10 protein-coding genes and 1 pseudogene are annotated in these 17,867 nt (G+C 59.1%); 3 read left to right on the forward strand and 8 right to left on the reverse strand.

Annotated elements, in window-relative coordinates:
• Positions 1 to 55 precede the first annotated feature (55 nt).
• Together D3D02_RS08555 and D3D02_RS08560 are read right to left on the reverse strand one after the other, a co-directional pair.
• Positions 56 to 1,372, reverse strand: coding sequence for a PAS domain-containing sensor histidine kinase (locus D3D02_RS08555; RefSeq protein ID WP_158599331.1), 1,317 nt, complete (start codon positions 1,370 to 1,372; stop codon positions 56 to 58).
• A 301-nt stretch (positions 1,373 to 1,673) separates the two neighbouring features.
• Positions 1,674 to 1,763 (reverse strand): annotated as a pseudogene (locus tag D3D02_RS08560) (IS5/IS1182 family transposase); the annotation flags it as partial.
• A 3,271-nt stretch (positions 1,764 to 5,034) separates the two neighbouring features.
• Here D3D02_RS08560 and D3D02_RS08565 point away from each other — a divergent pair.
• Positions 5,035 to 6,166 (forward strand): IS630 family transposase gene (locus D3D02_RS08565; RefSeq protein ID WP_233560621.1). Its coding sequence is split into 2 segments (ribosomal slippage): positions 5,035 to 5,459 and positions 5,458 to 6,166, totalling 1,134 coding nucleotides; the frame shifts between segments, so codons are not numbered across the junction.
• A 1,450-nt stretch (positions 6,167 to 7,616) separates the two neighbouring features.
• Here D3D02_RS08565 and D3D02_RS08570 read toward each other — a convergent pair.
• Positions 7,617 to 8,126 carry a hypothetical protein gene (locus D3D02_RS08570; RefSeq protein WP_147435588.1) on the reverse strand — a complete coding sequence of 170 codons (510 nt, stop codon included), beginning with the start codon at positions 8,124 to 8,126 and terminating at the stop codon, positions 7,617 to 7,619.
• Positions 8,127 to 9,037: 911 nt separating this feature from the next.
• Here D3D02_RS08570 and D3D02_RS08575 point away from each other — a divergent pair.
• Positions 9,038 to 10,300 carry a HEAT repeat domain-containing protein gene (locus tag D3D02_RS08575; RefSeq protein WP_121569569.1) on the forward strand — a complete coding sequence of 421 codons (1,263 nt, stop codon included), beginning with the start codon at positions 9,038 to 9,040 and terminating at the stop codon, positions 10,298 to 10,300.
• 24 nt (positions 10,301 to 10,324) lie between these two features.
• Here the strand turns inward: D3D02_RS08575 and D3D02_RS20270 are convergent, their stop codons facing one another.
• Positions 10,325 to 11,146 (reverse strand): hypothetical protein, encoded by an 822-nt coding sequence (locus D3D02_RS20270; RefSeq protein WP_147435589.1) that lies wholly within the window; start codon positions 11,144 to 11,146, stop codon positions 10,325 to 10,327.
• 647 nt (positions 11,147 to 11,793) lie between these two features.
• Between D3D02_RS20270 and D3D02_RS08585 the strand changes: the two genes are divergently transcribed.
• Positions 11,794 to 13,383, forward strand: a complete 1,590-nt coding sequence (locus D3D02_RS08585; protein WP_158599332.1) for an APC family permease — start codon at positions 11,794 to 11,796, stop codon at positions 13,381 to 13,383.
• A gap of 153 nt (positions 13,384 to 13,536) precedes the next feature.
• Here D3D02_RS08585 and D3D02_RS08590 read toward each other — a convergent pair whose 3' ends face one another.
• The 4 genes from D3D02_RS08590 to D3D02_RS08605 all read right to left on the reverse strand — a co-directional run bounded on the left by D3D02_RS08590 (position 13,537) and on the right by D3D02_RS08605 (position 17,787).
• Positions 13,537 to 14,286 carry a hypothetical protein gene (locus D3D02_RS08590; protein WP_121569572.1) on the reverse strand — a complete coding sequence of 250 codons (750 nt, stop codon included), beginning with the start codon at positions 14,284 to 14,286 and terminating at the stop codon, positions 13,537 to 13,539.
• 47 nt (positions 14,287 to 14,333) lie between these two features.
• Positions 14,334 to 15,353, reverse strand: coding sequence for a metallophosphoesterase (locus tag D3D02_RS08595; RefSeq protein ID WP_158599333.1), 1,020 nt, complete (start codon positions 15,351 to 15,353; stop codon positions 14,334 to 14,336).
• Positions 15,354 to 15,431: 78 nt separating this feature from the next.
• The gene (locus D3D02_RS08600; protein WP_121569574.1) at positions 15,432 to 16,250 is read right to left on the reverse strand and encodes a mycofactocin-coupled SDR family oxidoreductase; all 819 of its coding nucleotides are present in this window, start codon (positions 16,248 to 16,250) and stop codon (positions 15,432 to 15,434) included.
• 22 nt (positions 16,251 to 16,272) lie between these two features.
• Positions 16,273 to 17,787: an aldehyde dehydrogenase gene (locus D3D02_RS08605; RefSeq protein WP_121569575.1), complete on the reverse strand. Its 1,515-nt coding sequence runs from the start codon at positions 17,785 to 17,787 to the stop codon at positions 16,273 to 16,275.
• Between the last annotated feature and the right edge of the window lie 80 nt (positions 17,788 to 17,867).

A 17,867-nucleotide genomic window follows, 5' to 3' on the forward strand; every position in this document is an offset into this window, starting at 1 on the left:
TCGACTACCATACCTTGTGTAGCAGCCGGGTAGTGACAGGACGTTCGGGTGCTCGTCAATGCTCGCAGGTGTCGTGAGGGGTTGCCGCTGATTGTTGCGGGAGACGAAGGATTACGCGTGTCCCACGCGGATCGCGCTCCTCGATCGAAATGTCCCCACCGCCACGAGTGACGATCCAGTAAACCATCCAGAGGCCGAGCCCGCTTCCGTGCAAGAGCGGCGTTTCCTCCCCTTCTCGAAGAACTCGCCGTTCGTTCCGCGGGATCCCCGGGCCGTTGTCTTCGATGGTGATCCGGACAGTCGGTGCCGTTGAGTCGGCCCGCTGATTCGAAACCCGAATCGTCACCTTGGGTCTGGCCTGATCGTTGTGCTCAAGTGCGTTTTCGACGAGTTCTTCCAGAACCGTTTCGATGTCGACGACGACGGCGAGCTGCGATGGTGGCACGTCTGTTCTGATTGTCGCCTCGGGGAATCGGCGCCGTTGCGCCGCAGCGACCGACTCAATGGTTTCAGAGACACTCACCGCGTCTTCTTGGACCGTATCCGCGACTTTCTTAACCGTCTGGTTCGCTTTGTTTCCCAATTCGACCATCCGGCGTGCTTGTGTACGAATGTCTTGGGCGTAGTCGATACACGTTGACGGGTCGTCTGCAGCGAGTATCTCGCTGGCGTACCCATCGATGAGGTTAAGACGAGTACGGAGATTGTGTCGAAGCACTCGACTTAGCGCCTGGGTCTGTTGTTGATGGATCTGCTGTTCGGTTCGATCGATCATCGTCGCGACAAATCCGACCAACTCGTCGTTGCGATCAGTAATCGGGGCGATCGTCTCATCAGCGTAGAACAGTTCGCCGTTTTTCCGTCGGTTGATGATCTCTTTGTCTTCCCACACGTCGCCATCGAGGATGGTGCCCCACAGTTCGTCGTAGTACGATTCAGATTGCTGCCCCGATTTCAGGATGCTGGGCGTCTGTCCGATAGCCTCCGCAGCACTGTACTTCGTAATATCCTCGAACGAAGGGTTCACATATTCAATGACACCGTCGGCGTCGGTGATGTATATCGCGTGTCCAGCGTAGTTGATTCCCTGCTCGAATCGTTCTGCCTCGTGAATCCTGGCGACGAGTTGGCTCTTCATCTCACGGGCCGACCGGGAAAGCGCCCCGACCTCGTCGGCAGATTCATACACGGTGATCGACGTGTCGAAGTCGCCACGCGCGACCTGTTGGATGTCCTGAATCAACTGGACGAGCGGCTGGATAATGTGTTTGTCGATCAATACATAGAGCAGTGCCAGTCCAAAGATACCCGCGACGGCACTGCCAATCGAGAACAGTCGCAGCGTGTCGTTCCCGTACGTAGGCTGTCTCATAAGCCATAACGAACCACCAAGATAGCCCACGAAAATCAACACCACGACGAGGAGGTGGAGCCCCGCCTTCAACCGCAGACTTGCATTCGGTATCGTTCTCATATACGTGTGGGAGTTCTGAAGTTGAGCGCGGTTCGTCTAAACCACGAGCGGAACCGGAGCGGCCGCGAGGAAGGTAGTGTGTCCCATCATAGCAACCTGCGCCATTGATATTAGTAAACTGATTTTATGAAGAACATATATAATTTTGTTATTAGGTGGTATTTGAGGGCTGTGTTGAATCGCTATACAGCGGTGGGATTCACTGTTTCACAGCCCGCTTGATGTTATAGACGACCCACATCGGAGCGATTTCTCGGAACTCACGGAACCACGAACGCACTCGCACGGCGAGAGTGATCAGCGGAACTGTTGAACCCGCTGATGGACGCTGCCCACGACACAGAGAAACCGGGCAACCCCGTTGAGATCGTCGTGGCTCTCGTCGTCTCTCCCGACTAGTTCAGAACGTACGCAGACCACTCCTCTGCGTGCTCTTCGAGGAACTCGGAGGGAAACAGTGTAGTGAGCCGACGCATAACCCGAGACGAGGAGCCGTCGTCGTGCACAGACCCGGCTTCCTCATTCCTTCCGCAAACAATCCTCGATAAGCCGTTGCTGTCACGCGGTTCCTCAACTAACTAAAGACGGATGTCTCCCTTCTCTGTTTGCCGGCTCCGGCTACTTTCCCGCCGCCGCACCCATCTCCTGGCTCCGTCCTGTACGTCCGCTTGGCTCCGCCCTGAAAGACCCGCCCACGGCAACGCGGGGAGACGTTTTCTCTCGTCCCTATTCCACTCCACCCACCACCCACTACGAGTCCCCCACTCATCTCACCGCGCCCTCGAGATGGGAGCACACGCTGTCGGTCGGAGATTGCTGTCGGTCGTCGAGAGCTGTTTGTCGGTGCTGTCGTCGTCGCGATCGCCACTCGTCTCTCGCTACTCGTTGCCCGCCCCTCCACGTCGCCGTTGCGATAGCCGACCCCTCCCGCTCCAGTTCGATGTTGCCCCGCCCTCGCTACTCGCTCAGACCGACCCCCCGTTCTGCCGCGACCCAGGTTGGACGTCCACCGTGCTTCGCGCACGCCTGTCCCCAGTCTCGACCAGGCCCAGCCGAATCCTCCTCTCGCCGCCACCGCGCGCACGCACCAGCCCCCCGACCTCGCCACGCTCGTCGAATCCCCGCCCTCGCCACTTACCCAGTCAGTCGTCTCCGCTACTCGCCCCGTCGTTCATCTGTCCTCGCCACTCGCCCAGTCGTCCATCTGCTTCGACTCCCGGCCAGTCTCTCCACCGTCTCGCTCAGGTAGCCGCCTGCCTCTGCGACTCGCCCGGCCAGCCATCTGCCCTCGCTACTCGTCCAGTCGTTCATCTGCCATCGCTACTCGCCCAGCCAGTCGTCCTCGAGCCTCGTCTAATCGTCGACGCTCTCCGCCCGGCCCCCTCGTCTGTCTCCCTCTTCTCGCGTAGCCAAGTCATCCATCGTCGCCAACGACCCTCGACCTTCTCGCCGATCGCCGCCGTCTCTCTCCACCACTCACCCCGCGCCGGCCAGGGTTCCATCTCTTATCAAGAATCTGGTAGTCCTCTCCTCTCTTCGCTCCCTGTCCCCCCCCTCCTTTGCTGTCCGCTCCTCGGCTCCGCCCGAATCATCCGCCACGCGACTACCAACTGGAACTTCATCTCCCCTGAACCCTATTTGTGTGAATTCGGCTGGTTATATTAGACAGAACGAGGCACTTTGATAGGCTCTCTAAAGCTCTCTCGTTGGATAGCTGAACGTGTGAGCCCGGTTTTACGGGTGAAGAATTAAACACAACCCCCCGCAAATCGCGCCGCCGTCTGGTAATTACACGAATCGACAGCTAGAATTCATAAATAAACATAGAGGGCCGCGATTCGGACGCCGTCTGGTAATTACGCGAAAATTGAGGGCAATTCTGGTGCTAAATACGAATAGGCTCAATCCCGAAGCTGTCTGGTAATTACAGTAGTAAACACAGGATGACTGAATTCGACTGCCGTCTGGTAATTAGGGTGGTGAGGTTATCGCGATGAGTCGTTGTGAGTGGCTAAATATAGATTCCCCGAAATCATACTGCCGTCTGGTAATTACGAATCTAAACACAGAGCGTCGATATTACGACGCCGTCTGGTAATTACTCGAACTGGCCGTCTGTGACGGACGGGTGGTCTCGCAGTAAACACGTGGCCTCGAAATCCGACCGCTGTCTAGTAATTACAAATCTAAACATAAGAGGCCGGATTCGCTACGACGTCTTGTAATTAGGACTGGAAAATACTGTCCCAAGCATACGGAATCTGGTATGAGTGGTGAGCGTGGTGCCAAGTAGAGGGCCATTCCCATCCCAAAGTGGTGGTCGATGCTGGGGGTGAAACGAGCAGCCTGCAGTGGCCCTGAGACTGACTGCCCATCGCTGGGCGCTGGGGTGGTGCTTTTCTGCTGTAGGTGTCGTCGGTGGTGAATCGGGGGGCCGATGAGGTTTCTCACGTCCGTCGTCGTTGGAGAGTCGCTACTTCGGTCGGCATTCATTCGGCTGCGATTGATGAGGGGATGATATATCACTGGCCATAACCCTACGCGCCAGTTCACCGCTGGGAGTTCGCATAGCCACGTTTGTGACCCACGAGTGCCCGGCTCGGAGCGACGAGCGGTGGGTGCTGACTTCTGGCCCACGCTCTCGACGGTCTTGGGTCCAGAGTGGGACTGTCCTAGCCCCTGCAGTCGAGGTGGAGATGAATAACCGTCCGACCGTCGTGGGTCCGGCGGCACGCTGGGGTGGCTGTGTCGTCCGTCCGGGCTTCGGGTGAGATTGGAGCCGGACTCGTGTGGGGAGTCTACAGGGTGTGAGTCAGGAGTCAGCAGAAAAGCGTGGGGCGTCGGCTGTCGCGCTTGTGGTGGGCGCTGCTACTGCCGGGCTGTGTGGGGAGCGTGTCAGTCGTGGCTGTCGGCACTCGTATCGTCGGTGTTGTCGTCGCTTTGCTCTCCCCACAATCTCGTCGCCGCACCCTCCATCGTCGCACTCGCATATCGAATCCCCCCATCTCGTCGCTGCCCACCCACCCCCAGTCTGCTGTCGCCGCCGCGCGCCGCCGGTTGCCTTCCGTCTCTCCCGCGCTCAGTTTGGTCTCCCACGTCGCTACGTGCCGGGGTGTCTTTTTTCGTCGCCGGTCGTTTGCTGGTTAATCAGTGTTGCCGGTTGCTCGCTGGCCTGTCGCCGTCGCCGAGTGCTGGGTCGTCCGGTCGTCAGCACTGTCGCTCATCGGTCTTGGTGGTCAGTCGGTCGCTGGTCGGTCGCCAGCTGTCGGTGTCGATCGTCGGTCAGTGTGCATCGCCGCTTCTCTGCCAGCCTTCTCGTCGTTCGTTCATCGGTCCTGCCAGTCTCGTCGGTGTTGGTTAACCGCCAGTGTCGATTGGTTGTCTGCTGCCCGTCGGTTCGTTCGTCCGCCGAGGCGCTGTTGGGCGCTGTTCCCCCACCCTCGTGTCGACACTGTTCGTTCTTCGGTCGGTGCGCTTCTACTTCCGCCGTCTCGAGTCACTCAGTGTAGCTTCAGACGTAGACTGGCTAGTTTAAGCTCTCTGAGCGCGTATCTATAGGAATGAGCAGGAAACAGCACGTTGTCGAACTCTCTGCAGAAGACCGGAACACACTCGATTGGTTCGTCTCAACCGGGACACGCAAAGCAGAAGACATCACGCGGGCCCGAATTCTTCTGAAGGCCGACGAGGGGCTCACAGATGCGCAGATCTGTGAGCACCTCGGCTGCTCAATCGGGACACCGTATCGAACGCGAAAAGCCTTCACAGAGCGAGGGCTGGCGGCGATTCATCGCCGCAAGCCCGACCGTGAGTACGACCGCAAGCTCGACGGCGACGCCGAAGCCCGTCTCATCAAACTCGCCTGTAGCGATCCACCGGAAGGACACGCCCGCTGGACACTCCATCTCCTTGCAGACGAACTCGTTACCCTCGACGAGATCGACTTCGAGTCGGTCTCTCACGAAACCGTCCGACAGCGTCTAAAAAAACACCCTGAAACCGCATCTCTACGACTACTGGGCGATTCCAGCTGAAGACGAAGGCCAGTTCGCCTACCACATAGAAGACGTGCTTGACCTCTATCACGAACCATACGATCAGAACCGTCCAGTCATCTGTTTCGACGAGACCAGCAAGGCACTCCGCGGCCACAAACGCGACCCGCTCCCGGCCCGACCGGGAGCGGTCGCTCGTATCGATACCCACTACGAGCGCAACGGCAAGCAGAATCTCCATCTCGCCACTGAACCGTTGACTGGGTGGGTCACCGTCGCAATCACAGAGAAGCGAAAAACGGCTGACTGGATCGATCGCATGGTCGAACTCGCCGATGAGCACTACCCGGATGCCAACTGCATCCGGGTTGTGCTCGACAACCTCAACACGCACAATCCGGCAGCCTTCTACCGATACTTCCCGCCAGATATCGCACACGCGTATCTTGAGCGATTCGAGTTTCACTACACGCCCAAGCACGGCAGTTGGCTGAACATGGCCGAAATCGAGATCGGTGTCCTCAAACGCCAGTGTCTCAACCGTCGAATCTACCACGCAGCGACCCTTCGGTCGGAGGTCGCTGCGTGGCAAAAACAGCGAAACGCTGCTGACGGACTCATCGACTGGCAGTTTACTACCGACGATGCACGAACCAAGCTACGCCGGCTCTATCCTGTTCCGCTTACGGAGAACTAACCAGAGCAAGGTTGAAGCTACACTCAGCTTCCACCACTCATCCCGCGCCAGCCAGGGTTCCCTCCACTATCACGAATCTGATAGTCTTCTCTTTCGTTGCCCCCCTGCGCCCCCTTTCCTCCGCGTCCGTCACTCGGCTCCGCCCCGATTCATCCGCCACGCGACTATCTACTGAACTTCATCTGCCCTGAACCCTATTTGTGTGAATTCGGCTGGTCGTACACGACATTAGGAGATTGCTCGATAGGCTCTCTAAAGCTCTCTGAGTCCGTGGCTGAACGTACACGCTGGATTTTGGGGTTGGCGAATTAAACAGTCACCCCGTCAATCGGGCCGCTGTCTGGTAATTACACAGAATGACAGTTAGAACTCATAAATAAACATAGAAGCGTGTGATTCGGACGCCGTCTGGTAATTACGCGAAAATCGGACCGCGTTCAAGAGCTAAACACGGATAGGCCGGACTCCAACGCTGTCTGGTGATTACGGTACTAAACACGCACCCCTGGAGTCCGACCGCTGTCTTGTAATTAGAGTGGTGGGGCGTTTCTGTGAGGTCGCTGCGAGTAGCTAAATGCCACTCCCCGTAATTCTGGTGCCGTCCGGTAATTACGGTACTAAACACGCACCCCCGGAATCCGACTGCCGTCTTGTAATTAGAGTGGTGGGGCGTTTCTGTGAGGTCGCTGCGAGTAGCTAAATGCTACTCCCCGTAATTCTGGTGCCGTCCGGTAATTACGGTACTAAACACGAACCCCAAGATTCCCCACGCTGTCTTGTAATTAGTCTCGAAAAACATCGCCCAAACCATATAGAATGTGATAGGTGGGGCGATAGTGGTGGGAACATAGCGCCGATGGTCACGGGCGAGACAGGCAGGAGAGTGATGATCGAGCTCTGGAGACGGACTGGCGAGAACTCGCGTTCGATGCCGGGGGAGTTCGTGGACGATTGTCGCTAGTTGTGTTCTGGTTGTGGTATCGGGGGGTCGTTGAGGTTTCTCGCGTCCGTCCTCGTTGAGGGCTGGGTACTGTGTTCGGTAGTCGTTCGTACGGGAGCGTTGTGGAAGCAGTATACAGCCGACACTGGCGGTTCTAACGGGAGCTCTGACCCGGCGGTGTCGACCCCACCGAATGCGGTCAGCACACGCCAATCGTTTGGCTCCGAGCATTGGGTGGTGGTCGCTGGAGCACGTGTTCGCCATTCTCGTGTGAGGACTGCGCCGCGTATCACCCTCTCAGCCGTGTGGAGGGCTACTGGCTGTGCTGGTGGCGTTCGTTCGGAGTGGCTGTGGCGTCGGTGTCTTGTGCGTCGAGGCGTCGTGGATGCTCGCTGTGGCGCTCGTGAGGTGGTGGTGTCGAGAACCGAACGTGCGTTTCGAGGATAGAGTGGGGAGTTGGGTGGTGCGCTAGCGAGAGGTGGTGCCGACTCGGGAGTGCTCTGCGGGAGGCTACCGGTCGGGTGTGGCGGTGTCGTTGTCGGTGTCGTCGTCGGGTTCTTCGTTGGATGAGTCGATGGTTACGACTTCGCCGTCCTGGTCGAGGTCGAGTCGGAACCCGCCGTCGACGTGGTCGCCGCCGATGTTGTCGTCCCACTCTTGCGTGTATCGGATGGTTTTGTCGGGTATGATGTCGTTGTTTTTGAGGAAGCCTCGCGCGGAGATTGTCTGGGTGTTGCCGGCGCGGTAGGCGTAGACATCGCCCCGGTCGTAGTTTTGCTCAAGGGGGATGATCGCGATCTCGTTGGCACTGTCGTTGTACGCGAGGGTGACTGCTTCGGTGCCCTCGAGGTACTGCTCGACCACGGTGGAGTTTGGCGCGAGCTTGCCGTCCTCACGGATCGTGATAGAGATACGAGCGCACACCCCCGTCTTCCCGTGAGTGACGAGTGTTCCGACGTGCTGTCGGAACCGAGGAGCGAACAGGCGGGGGTCAAGCAGACACTCTGTGGGAAAAACCACCGGACTGTGGTCGGACTGGGTGACCGACCGAAAGTTTTTGCCGTGGCCCAACCTACCAGAAACTGCTACGGAATCGGTGAGATGCTGGCCCCCAACAGACAAGGGGCGGTGACGAACGCGGTCTGTTCGTCACACGGCAATGACATCGATTCCGATGGGGCCTGCGTGACCGGGCCACAGCCCTATAACGAGGGCGAAAACGAGAGTTCCGCCGGTATGCTGCCGGTTCCCTCTGAGTGCGGGTTGGAACCAGAACGGTCTGTTTCGGCAGGCCGGTCATCCGGTGGCCGGATGCCACGGCCTTCAGGCCGTGGAGGAGGTCACTCGGAGATTTTGTCGACGAGTGCGCTACTATTGTCGTTGTTATGATATGGAATCAAGCCAGAAAGGTGTCGTGATGGGTAGAGCTATGCTCGCTCCGTGTCCCAACGCTGCCCAAGTTTGCTTCTAGCTTGGTTTTGGACTAAGACTCAGGCCGACATATTTGGGATATCATACGGGACTGAGTTCTCTGCGAGACTCAGCTTTGCACGTTAGCGTCAGGGAAGTCCGTGATCAGCATCATCTGTCTTTGTTACCGCCTACGTCATACTCCTACTTCAACGTGCAAAGCTGAGGTAATTAGATTGTGAAAGTTCGTGAATGCTCATACGAAGTCTGATAATAGTGCCCAAGCAGGTGTGAATTCGTGGAGGGCTGGCTGTGCTAGGGGGTGCGTTACTCGTTGATTATGGAGGCGACCTTCCGGGTGCTGAGCAAGCACGGGTACAAGGACCTTCGAGTCCCCACGTGGCCGCTTGACGATGTGTGATCGGCTGTGCACGCAACTGCAAACGCTGTTCTAGGTGCGATATACCTCTCTTGGGTAACGAATATTACACCCCGCCGTATTGGTTTTCATAAGACAGTTTATGGCCAATGAGCCGGAAGACGATGTTCTAAGTCTCTACGAACTCGTCCGCGACGGAAAGACGAAAACCCTCATCAGGTACCTGAAGCGATCCAACAGCCCACAAACCAGAGAGACAGCGGCGGAGCGACTCGGCGACTTCGCGGACATCGCTCGGAGCGGTGATGAGACGCTGATCATTCGGGCGCTCATCACCGCTGTCCTCGAGGACGAATCGTCGGACGTCCGCGCCCGCGCGGTCGACTCCCTGGATCGGCACGGTCGGGAGGCGATCGACCAGTTGATCACCGAGATCGCCGACTTCGACGCGGGACAGGCGCCGGACTGGCTGACGAGCAAAAAGCTCGTCGAGTGGCTCGACTCGGAGCAAGTGGAGTTCCAGTTGGTCGCCGCGTCGGCACTGGGGCGCATCGGTGACGAGCACGTGGTCCCGTACCTGGTCGAGGCATTCGACGATCTAGATCCCCGTGTCCGGGAACGGGCGGTCAGTGCCTGCGGACTCATCGGCGATCCACGGGCGATTGACGCGCTCGCGAACCGACTCGACGACAGCGAGCGGATCGTGCAACAGGCGGCGGCCGAGGCGCTCACGATGATCGGCACTCAAGCGGCGCTCGAGCGACTGATTCCGGCCGCCCAGTCGAACAACAAACGCGTCCGCTACATCGCCGTCTCCGAATTGAGCCAACTCCGGAACGCCAAGCCGCTGACCGTCCTCGTCGAACGGCTCACGGACGAGTCCTCGGATGTCCGGCAAGCGGCGACGTTGTCGCTGATCGAACTCATCGCTGCCGACACCGACGCCGACGACGAGATCCGCCAGGCCGTGACAGATCAAATGCGCACGATCGACGACGCGGAACTGATCCCACGGTTGCTCGATATCCTCTCCGACACTTCGCGGACGTCGATCAAACGAACTGTCGTCTGGCTACTCGGACGCGTCGTCGATCCCACGGCGGCGGACATCGATGCGGTCCACGAGGCCCTCTTGGGCCTGCTTGATGCGGAAGCGTTCGCCGATGAGGCTGCAGACAGCCTCGCAGAACTCGAGAGTAAACCCCTCGAGAACCGCCTGCTGGCGTTCATTCGGCAACAAGACGGATCGACGGAGGCAAAAGAACGCGCCCAAGAACTCCTTGAACGGATCGATGTCGACAGAGTAGACGACTCTGTCCGCGACTCCGTCGAGTACACCTACGTTCGGGACCCCGCAGACTACACCCGACAGAAAGAAAAAGAAAAGAAAAACGAAGGGAACTGAGACGGCCCGTCCCGCACGCACAGTTCAGCCTTCTGACTCGAACACCAGGCCTTTCGCTTCGACTTGCAGATCGAATAGCTGTTCGAAGACGTTCATCACCGACTCCGACTGTGCCTTCGGGTTGACGTAATAGTGTGATAGTGCATCTGATCGATCACATCGAGCGGTGAACCCACGGAGGAACTGGAGCACGTCCTGAACCTCGAACTTCTTGATGATCTCCGAGAGGATGTCGAACTCGAGTGAGATCTTACCCGTCGATTCGTGTTCGCTGAGGACGCGTGAGACGGTTTCGCCCAGGCTGGAGAGGCCGAGACCTTTGTTCAAGTGAACGATCTCGAGGGGAATCGTTTCGAGGTCGATGCCGTCGACTTCCGAGAACGGTTGTGATTTGGTCGTGATGACGATCGTCGACGCCGGCCACTCCGAAAACTGGTCCCGTATGAGTTCGATCCGCTGCTTCGGATCCCGCGTGACGAATATGTAGATGTTCGCCGGCGTGAGCAAGTGGATCCGAGCGCCGTTCGCTCCGGTGCTTTCCAGTGGTGCCTTGACCAAGATGCTCCCAGTTCTGTCGATCCCGTCCGCGAGGTGGACGTCGGGCTTGAGGTGTGGTTCGACGTGGTCGAAGAGGTGGTCTTTGAATTCGGTTACTGCCTCATCGCGTTCGTGATGGTGATTTTCCCCCTCACAGTACGGACACGACCATCTGTAACTGAAATCTTCCTGCCCGATGTTCCCGTGGTGGTGGCTGAGGAGATGTGATTTGACTGACTCGGCCGCTTGCTCCCGACTCGCTGCCCACGACGAGAAGTCGCAGTGTGGACACCGCCAGCGATGTACCATACAGTATCATTCATCTAAGCTGATATAAGCGGTGGGAATCGCCTGTCGCCGTTCAACGCCTGCGTCCGACGAGGCGAAAGAGCTCTTGCGTATCAGATATTACTCAGAACAGCTATGAATACCTAGACTTGATTTCTAAAATGTGAGTTCTACTATTAGATACGTAAAGTTTGGTAAAATTGGAGTCCCACAACTAGCCTTTAGCGTAGATAGTACGGTGATAGCGCTGACTGTACATTAACTGCGACCTGAAAACTCAAGTTCGAACGGGAAATAATATCATAATATTAAGTAATATTGAGGACCGATAAGTTGGCGTACTGCAGCCCCTGACTCCGCTCAGATGCCACACCATCGGTGTTCGGTTAAGCCCGAGCTGACAGTTCTGGAGGGTTTGAGTATCGCTCGATTCTGCCGTCGACGCCCGGCCCAAGCAGTCTCGAACCCCGTAGAATATTACTGGGAGTGTTAACCGAACACGGATGGATGCCACACCACTGCCGCGTTCGACCACTTCGCTTCGGCTTGGGCGTGTTATTGCAAGGTGTGCGGTTCCGCTCGAGCGCCCGCAAGCAGCTACAATTATATAAATACCACCCTTAATGTTAAGTATTGCCGTGAGTAGTTGTAGCACGGAGGTACGAGAGATGTCAGGTGACGATACCTTATTCGTCCGAGAAGCGACAGGATTGGTCAGAGACTGGTCATCGTACGACGCAGGAATCTACGCGTTCCTGTCGGTGAACATCGTCACGTTGGGCTTCTACATCTGGACGTTCAACGCGTTCATTCCCCAGGGAAGCCCGATACTGGCGACGCTCATCGCCGTCGTCGCGCTCACGCTTCAGAACCTCGTGTACGCGACGCTCGTCGCGTCGATGCCCCGTGTCGGTGGCGACTACGTCTGGCAGAGTCGCCTGTTGAGCGGCTTTTGGGGGTTCTTCCTCTCGTGGCCCGGCTGGGTATTCATTCTGTGGCTGTGGGTCCCGATCTACGGATCGATCCTCTCGTGGCTCGTGTTGGGTCCGGTTTCGGCGCTGTTCGGATTCGTCGAACTGGCGAACTTCTGGAACTCCAGTCTCGGTCTGTTCGTCTCCTCGATGATCGTCGTCGCGTTCGTGTTCGTCTACGTCAGCCTCGGAATGAAGTGGTACGCGCGCATCCAACAGGCGCTGTTCTACGTCGGCGTCCTCGGGTTGCTCATCTTCATCGGCGGGTTACTCACCACGTCGCCCTCGCAGTTCCAGACTGCATTCAACACCCAGATGGACGCGTGGGGAATGGCAGGCACCAGTTACAACGGCATCATCCAGGGAACCTCTGTGAGCTTTGCCCCGCTGTGGAATCTCAACTGGGGGGCATCGTACAAGCTCTTCCCGATGTTGCTGTTCTGGATTATGTGGACGGTATGGGGCTCCACGCTGTTCGGTGAGGTGCGCGAAGCCGGTGAGGTCAAGAAGATGTTCGGCGTTTTCGAGGGCGCGCTCCTCGCCGCCGCTGGCCTCGCGATCGTCCTCTGGCCGCTGTTCGACGCGGCCGTCGGCTACACGTTCTATCAGGCGCTGAATTACAACTACTTCGTCGGCGCCGGCGCACAGCAGTGGCTGTCCGCCCCGACGACGATCGCGGCGATCGCGATGGGCAACGGCGTCCTCGCGAAACTGATGGCGATTCTGATGGGCGGCTGGTTCTTCGCGTGGTCCGGAACAGTCTTCCTCTCGTCGACGCGGGTCATCTTCGCGACGGCGTTCGACCGGACGATCCCCGAGGTGTTCTCCGAAGTCCGAGGGCGCTACAACACGCCGCTCAACGCCATCCTGCTGATGGCGATCCCCGCCGCGATCCTCACGGTGATTTACTTCTTCGCGCCCGGCTTCCAGACGCTGACACTCGCGGCCACCTTCGCGATCGCCGTCACCTTCTTTGGGACGACGATCGCGTGTATGCTGTTCCCGTGGCGTCGACCCGAACTGTTCTCGAAAAACCCCGTCTCGAAGTACGAGGTCGCCGGCGTTCCAGTCATCTCGATCGTCGCCGGCGTGTATGCGGCCATCCTGTTGTCGGTGTTCTATCTCTGGGCGACCGAGAGCGTCTACGGCCTCAACAATCTACGATCGATGGGCTTCCTCGGCGTGCTTTATCTGCTCTCTGCGATCCTCTACGTCGGGATGAAGTACTACCGCGCACAGGAGGGCGTCGACCTCGACACCCTCCACGCGGAGATCCCCAAAGACTGATAGGGAGTATCGTCACTGTTCGGAGATCCTCGCCGTACCGTCCGGCGAGGCATCTAGCAGGGCTTACGATAATCCCTATGACGCCACTGAAAACTCGTGTCTTCTTTTTTTGACGACGCCTCACGGTGACCGGAGTTTCTCGAATCGTGCCGGTCACCCGAGCTCTGGGCGCTTGTACCACTGCTTGTGTTCGCCGACGACCGAACGGAGCTTCCATCGAAGCGTCTTCGGCCGGTCGTCGATTGCGTCTCGCAGTGCTTCGACCCGCGAGAGCACTTCGCGTTCGTCGATCGGCAGGTCGTTTGTCTCGACGTATTCGCTGACCCGATCGAGGCTCAGCGTCACCGTACGCCACAGTCCCCAGTCGCTGCTGCAGAGTTCAGCGACGTAGGTCGGGTCGATAGCTTCGGTATCCCCGGTCGAATCGACCGGGTGATCTGTGAGCATCGCGAGGATGTCACGGACGTCGCGGTCGCTCACTTCGACGATCTGGAGCTTCGAAAGCAGGAGGTCTTCGATCGGAACCGTCGGGTAGTCCTGATCGATCCGGTCGCGGAGGCTCCAGGCGTGACAGAAGTCGAATCTGTCGATGATGTAATCCGCCTTGCGCTCGTTGACAGGATCAAAGAACTCGAGCCGGAACCGCCGCATCGTGTTGAAGCGCTCGTTCGCCTCGTAGCCGAGATCGAGCATCATCTCGACGATCTCCGGTTCCTCCTCGCGCGTTCCGACGAAGTCGACGTCCCTGTATCCCCGCTTGAACGGCTCCTCACGTGCGGCTTCGGCGTGGCGATTGATCGCCGTTCCGCCGATCAACCTGACCGTCAGATCCCGCTCGTCGGCCGTTTCGACGACGCGCTTTCCCTCCTCGATCGGATCGGGCCGCGGTTCGGGCTCGTTCACGGGGCTTTCACCTCTCGGTGTGACAACACTCATCAAGCAACGTAAACTTATCCCCGAACGAGCCCGACGACGTCGACGTCCGAACCCAAATCGACGACGGCCCCCTGGAGCGAGCCTTCGGAGTAGACGCTCCCCGGGTTGATCGCCGTCGTCTCGCCGATTTCGGTCTGTCCGCGTGACTCGTGGATGTGCCCGTGTAGCGACAGCGGCGGCTGGTACTCCTCGATGACTTCGCGGACGGCTTCGCTCCCGACCGGCTCGGTCGACTGTGCACCGAACTTCGGCCGGAGGTCCTCGTCTAACTCTGGTGCCTCGTCTAACTGTGAATCGTACGGGGGCTCGTGGAAGTTGAAAATCGCGTGCTCGTAGTCGTCGACCTGCCCCACGACGGCCTCTAAGCGCTCGCGGAGTTCGTCTTCGGACTCCTCTCGGTCGGTGTCCCAGGGCGTCGGATGGGTCCACCCGGAACTGGCCATCTCGTATCGGTCCCCGATCTCGACGACGTCGCCCTCGACGAGTTCGATACAGCTCGCGGATTCCCACACCTGATCGATCTCGATGGGGTCGTCGTTGCCCGGACAGGCGTACACAGGTGTGTCGTCCAATCGTGCCTCCGCGAAGTCGATCCACTCTTCGATTCGCGCTTTCATCTCCGAGAGGAAGATCTCGTTTTGTCGCTCGTCATCGTCGGCGCTCTGGAGCTGTTCATACTCCGCTTGATCCATCACGTACGGATAATAGCCCGTGTTCTCAAGCGACTCCAATAGATCTTCGAGTTCGCTCTCCTCGGTGATCGTGTGCTCGTCACCCTGTCGCGTGTAGGTGTAGCGGTCGCCCTCGTCGACGATCGGGAAAATCGCCTTCCCGGTCGTGTCGCCACCGAGGACCAGCACGTCCGCGTCGTAAAAATCCGCGCTGTTGATGAATTTCTTCCAGCACGCGGTCGACCCGTGGACGTCTGTCGCGAAGAACAGCCTGGTCACACCCTGCGGCTTTTCCATTCCAGCGTCCTCGTCCGTGGATGTCTCTTGATTGAGCTTCTCTTTGAGCGTGTTAATGACACTCATTGTCGATCCCATCGAACTATCTCGCTTCTCACGGAAAAAATTGCTGGGGATGAGACCGCTTCGTTGCGAGAGGCCTCGTTACTTTGCCATCAGACCAGCGTCGACCGCCAGCGCCGTCCCCGTGACGTAGCGTGCGGCGTCGCTAGAGAGCCACAGATAGGCTTCGGTCACGTCTTGGGGCGTGACCGGCCCGTCGTCCATCACGTTCCAACTGCCGGTGTACTCGTTCAACTCTCCGATCGCCTCCTCGCCGTACTTCTCGATCAGGCCGTTCGTCATCGGGGAGTCGATCCCGGTCGGTGAGACGCAGTTGACGTTGATGCCGTACTCGCCGAGTTCGATAGCGAACGACCGCGTCAGACCGACCACACCGTGTTTCGCGGCCGTGTAGTGACCGCCGCGATAGCTCGCGCCGTGTCCAGCCGTCGAGGCGGTGCTTACGATCTTCCCGCCCTCGCCACGCTCGATCATATGCTGGGCGACGTGCTTCGAGCAGAGCCAGACGCCTTTCAGATCCGTATCGATCATCTCGTCCCACGTCTGTTCGCTCATCTCGTGGAGATATTCGAGATTCCAGATCCCCGCGTTGTTCGCGAGGATGTCGATCCGGCCGAACTCCTCGAGCGTCTGTTCGACGGCGGCCTGTACCTGCGCCTCGTCGCGGACGTCCATCTCGATTCTGAGCGCGTCCTGTCCGGTCTCTTCGACCAGTTCGGCCGTCTTGTCGAGATCGCCTCTTGACGCGAGTTCGTAGTCTGATGTTTCGAGGGTCTCACAGATGTCCGTGACGACGACGTCTGCGCCGTGTTCTGCGTACGCGACTGCGTGTGAGCGTCCCTGTCCACGGGCCGCACCCGTGACGAACGCGACCTGTCCGCTGAAATCGTAGTCTAGCATTGTTGGTATCTTGTTTCGGCGGTCACCGCGACGGATCGTCGAGATTGACGTACACCGTCTTGGTCTGCCGGTAGTGTTCGATCGCCTCTTCTCCCAGGTCTCTGCCGATTCCGGACCGCTTGAACCCGCCGTAGGGTCCCTCGGGTCGGATCGGACCGTAGCCGTTGACGTAGACGACGCCCGCATCGACGTCTGCGGCCGCCGCGTGGACGCGGTCGGTCGACTCCGTTGCGATTCCGGCGGCGAGTCCATACTCGGTGTCGTTGGCGAGGTCGATGGCCTCCTCGTAGGTCTCGAACGACTGGACAGTCTGTACGGGGCCGAAAATCTCCTCGCGTGCGATTTGCATCCCGTTGTCGACGTCCGTGAACGCCGTCGGTTCGACGTAGTGTCCGTCCCCAAGCGCCGGGTCGTCGGGCTGTCCGCCACCGACCGCGAGGGATGCGCCTTCGGTTTTTCCCGTCTCGATGTACTCCACGACCGTCTCGAACTGCTCGGCGGTCGTCAGCGGCCCCATCGTCGTGGACTCCTCTAAGGGATCGCCCAGAACGTACTCCCGTGAGCGCTCGACGAACCGGCCGACGAACTCGTCGTGGATCTCCTCGTGGACGAGCACCCGCGAAAGCGCGTCACAGATCTCGCCGCTACTGTAGTAGACGCCGTCGGCGGCGGCGTCGACGGCCGTTTCGAGGTCGGCGTCGGGGAAGACGACGAGCGGCGACTTCCCGCCGAGTTCGAGAGTCACCGGTGCGATCCGTCCGGCGGCAGCACGCATCACCTCGGCTCCGATCCCTTCGCTCCCCGTGAAAGAGACCTTTCGAACGTCGCCGTGCTCGACGAGGTGAGAACCGGTCGTCGACCCCCGCCCGGTGACGACGTTCACGACCCCGTCGGGGAGAATTCCCTTCGAGAGTTGCACCATTCGAAGGGTGCTCAGCGGGGCGTGCACCGATGGTTTGAGAACGGCACAGTTGCCCGCAGCGAGGGCCGGAGCGAGTTTCCAGGCCGCGGCCCACGCCGGGAAGTTCCACGGCGTCACCTGCCCGACGACCCCGTACGGTTCGCTGCGAGTGTACAGGTGTAACTGTCGATCGACGGGGATCTGCTCGCCGGTCTGAGCCCTGACGACGGAGGCGTAGTATCGTATCGTGGCTATGGCGCCCTCGACTTCGCTCCTCGCGTCGGCCAGCGGTTTTCCCGTATCGAGCGATTCGAGCCGCGTCAGTTCGTCGAGTCGGTCGTCCAGCACGTCGGCCCACTCGGAGAGTCGCCGAGAGCGCTCCGAAGGTGTGCTCTCACTCCACTCGCGTTCGTAGGCCTGCCACGCCGCGTCGACCGCGTGGTCGACGGTCTCCGCATCACAGGCCGGCACGTCGACGATCGCCTCGTCGATCACCGGATCGCGCGTCGCCACGCGCTCGTCGCGTTCTCTCGTCTCCCCGTCGATCCACGGCCCGATTTCGACCGTGAGGAGCGCTTCGGTGTGCGCCTCCCGGTGTCGCTGTCGGATGGCGCGCTGTTCTTCACTTTCAGACATACTCACGAGAGCGCACGGGGGAGAGATACTCGGCGTCGGAGCGCGGGCCGCTGACAGTCCGCCCGCAACATAGGTACCCT

Source organism: Halobellus sp. Atlit-38R (genome assembly GCF_003665925.1).
In the GTDB taxonomy this organism is placed as follows: domain Archaea; phylum Halobacteriota; class Halobacteria; order Halobacteriales; family Haloferacaceae; genus Haloquadratum; species Haloquadratum inordinatus.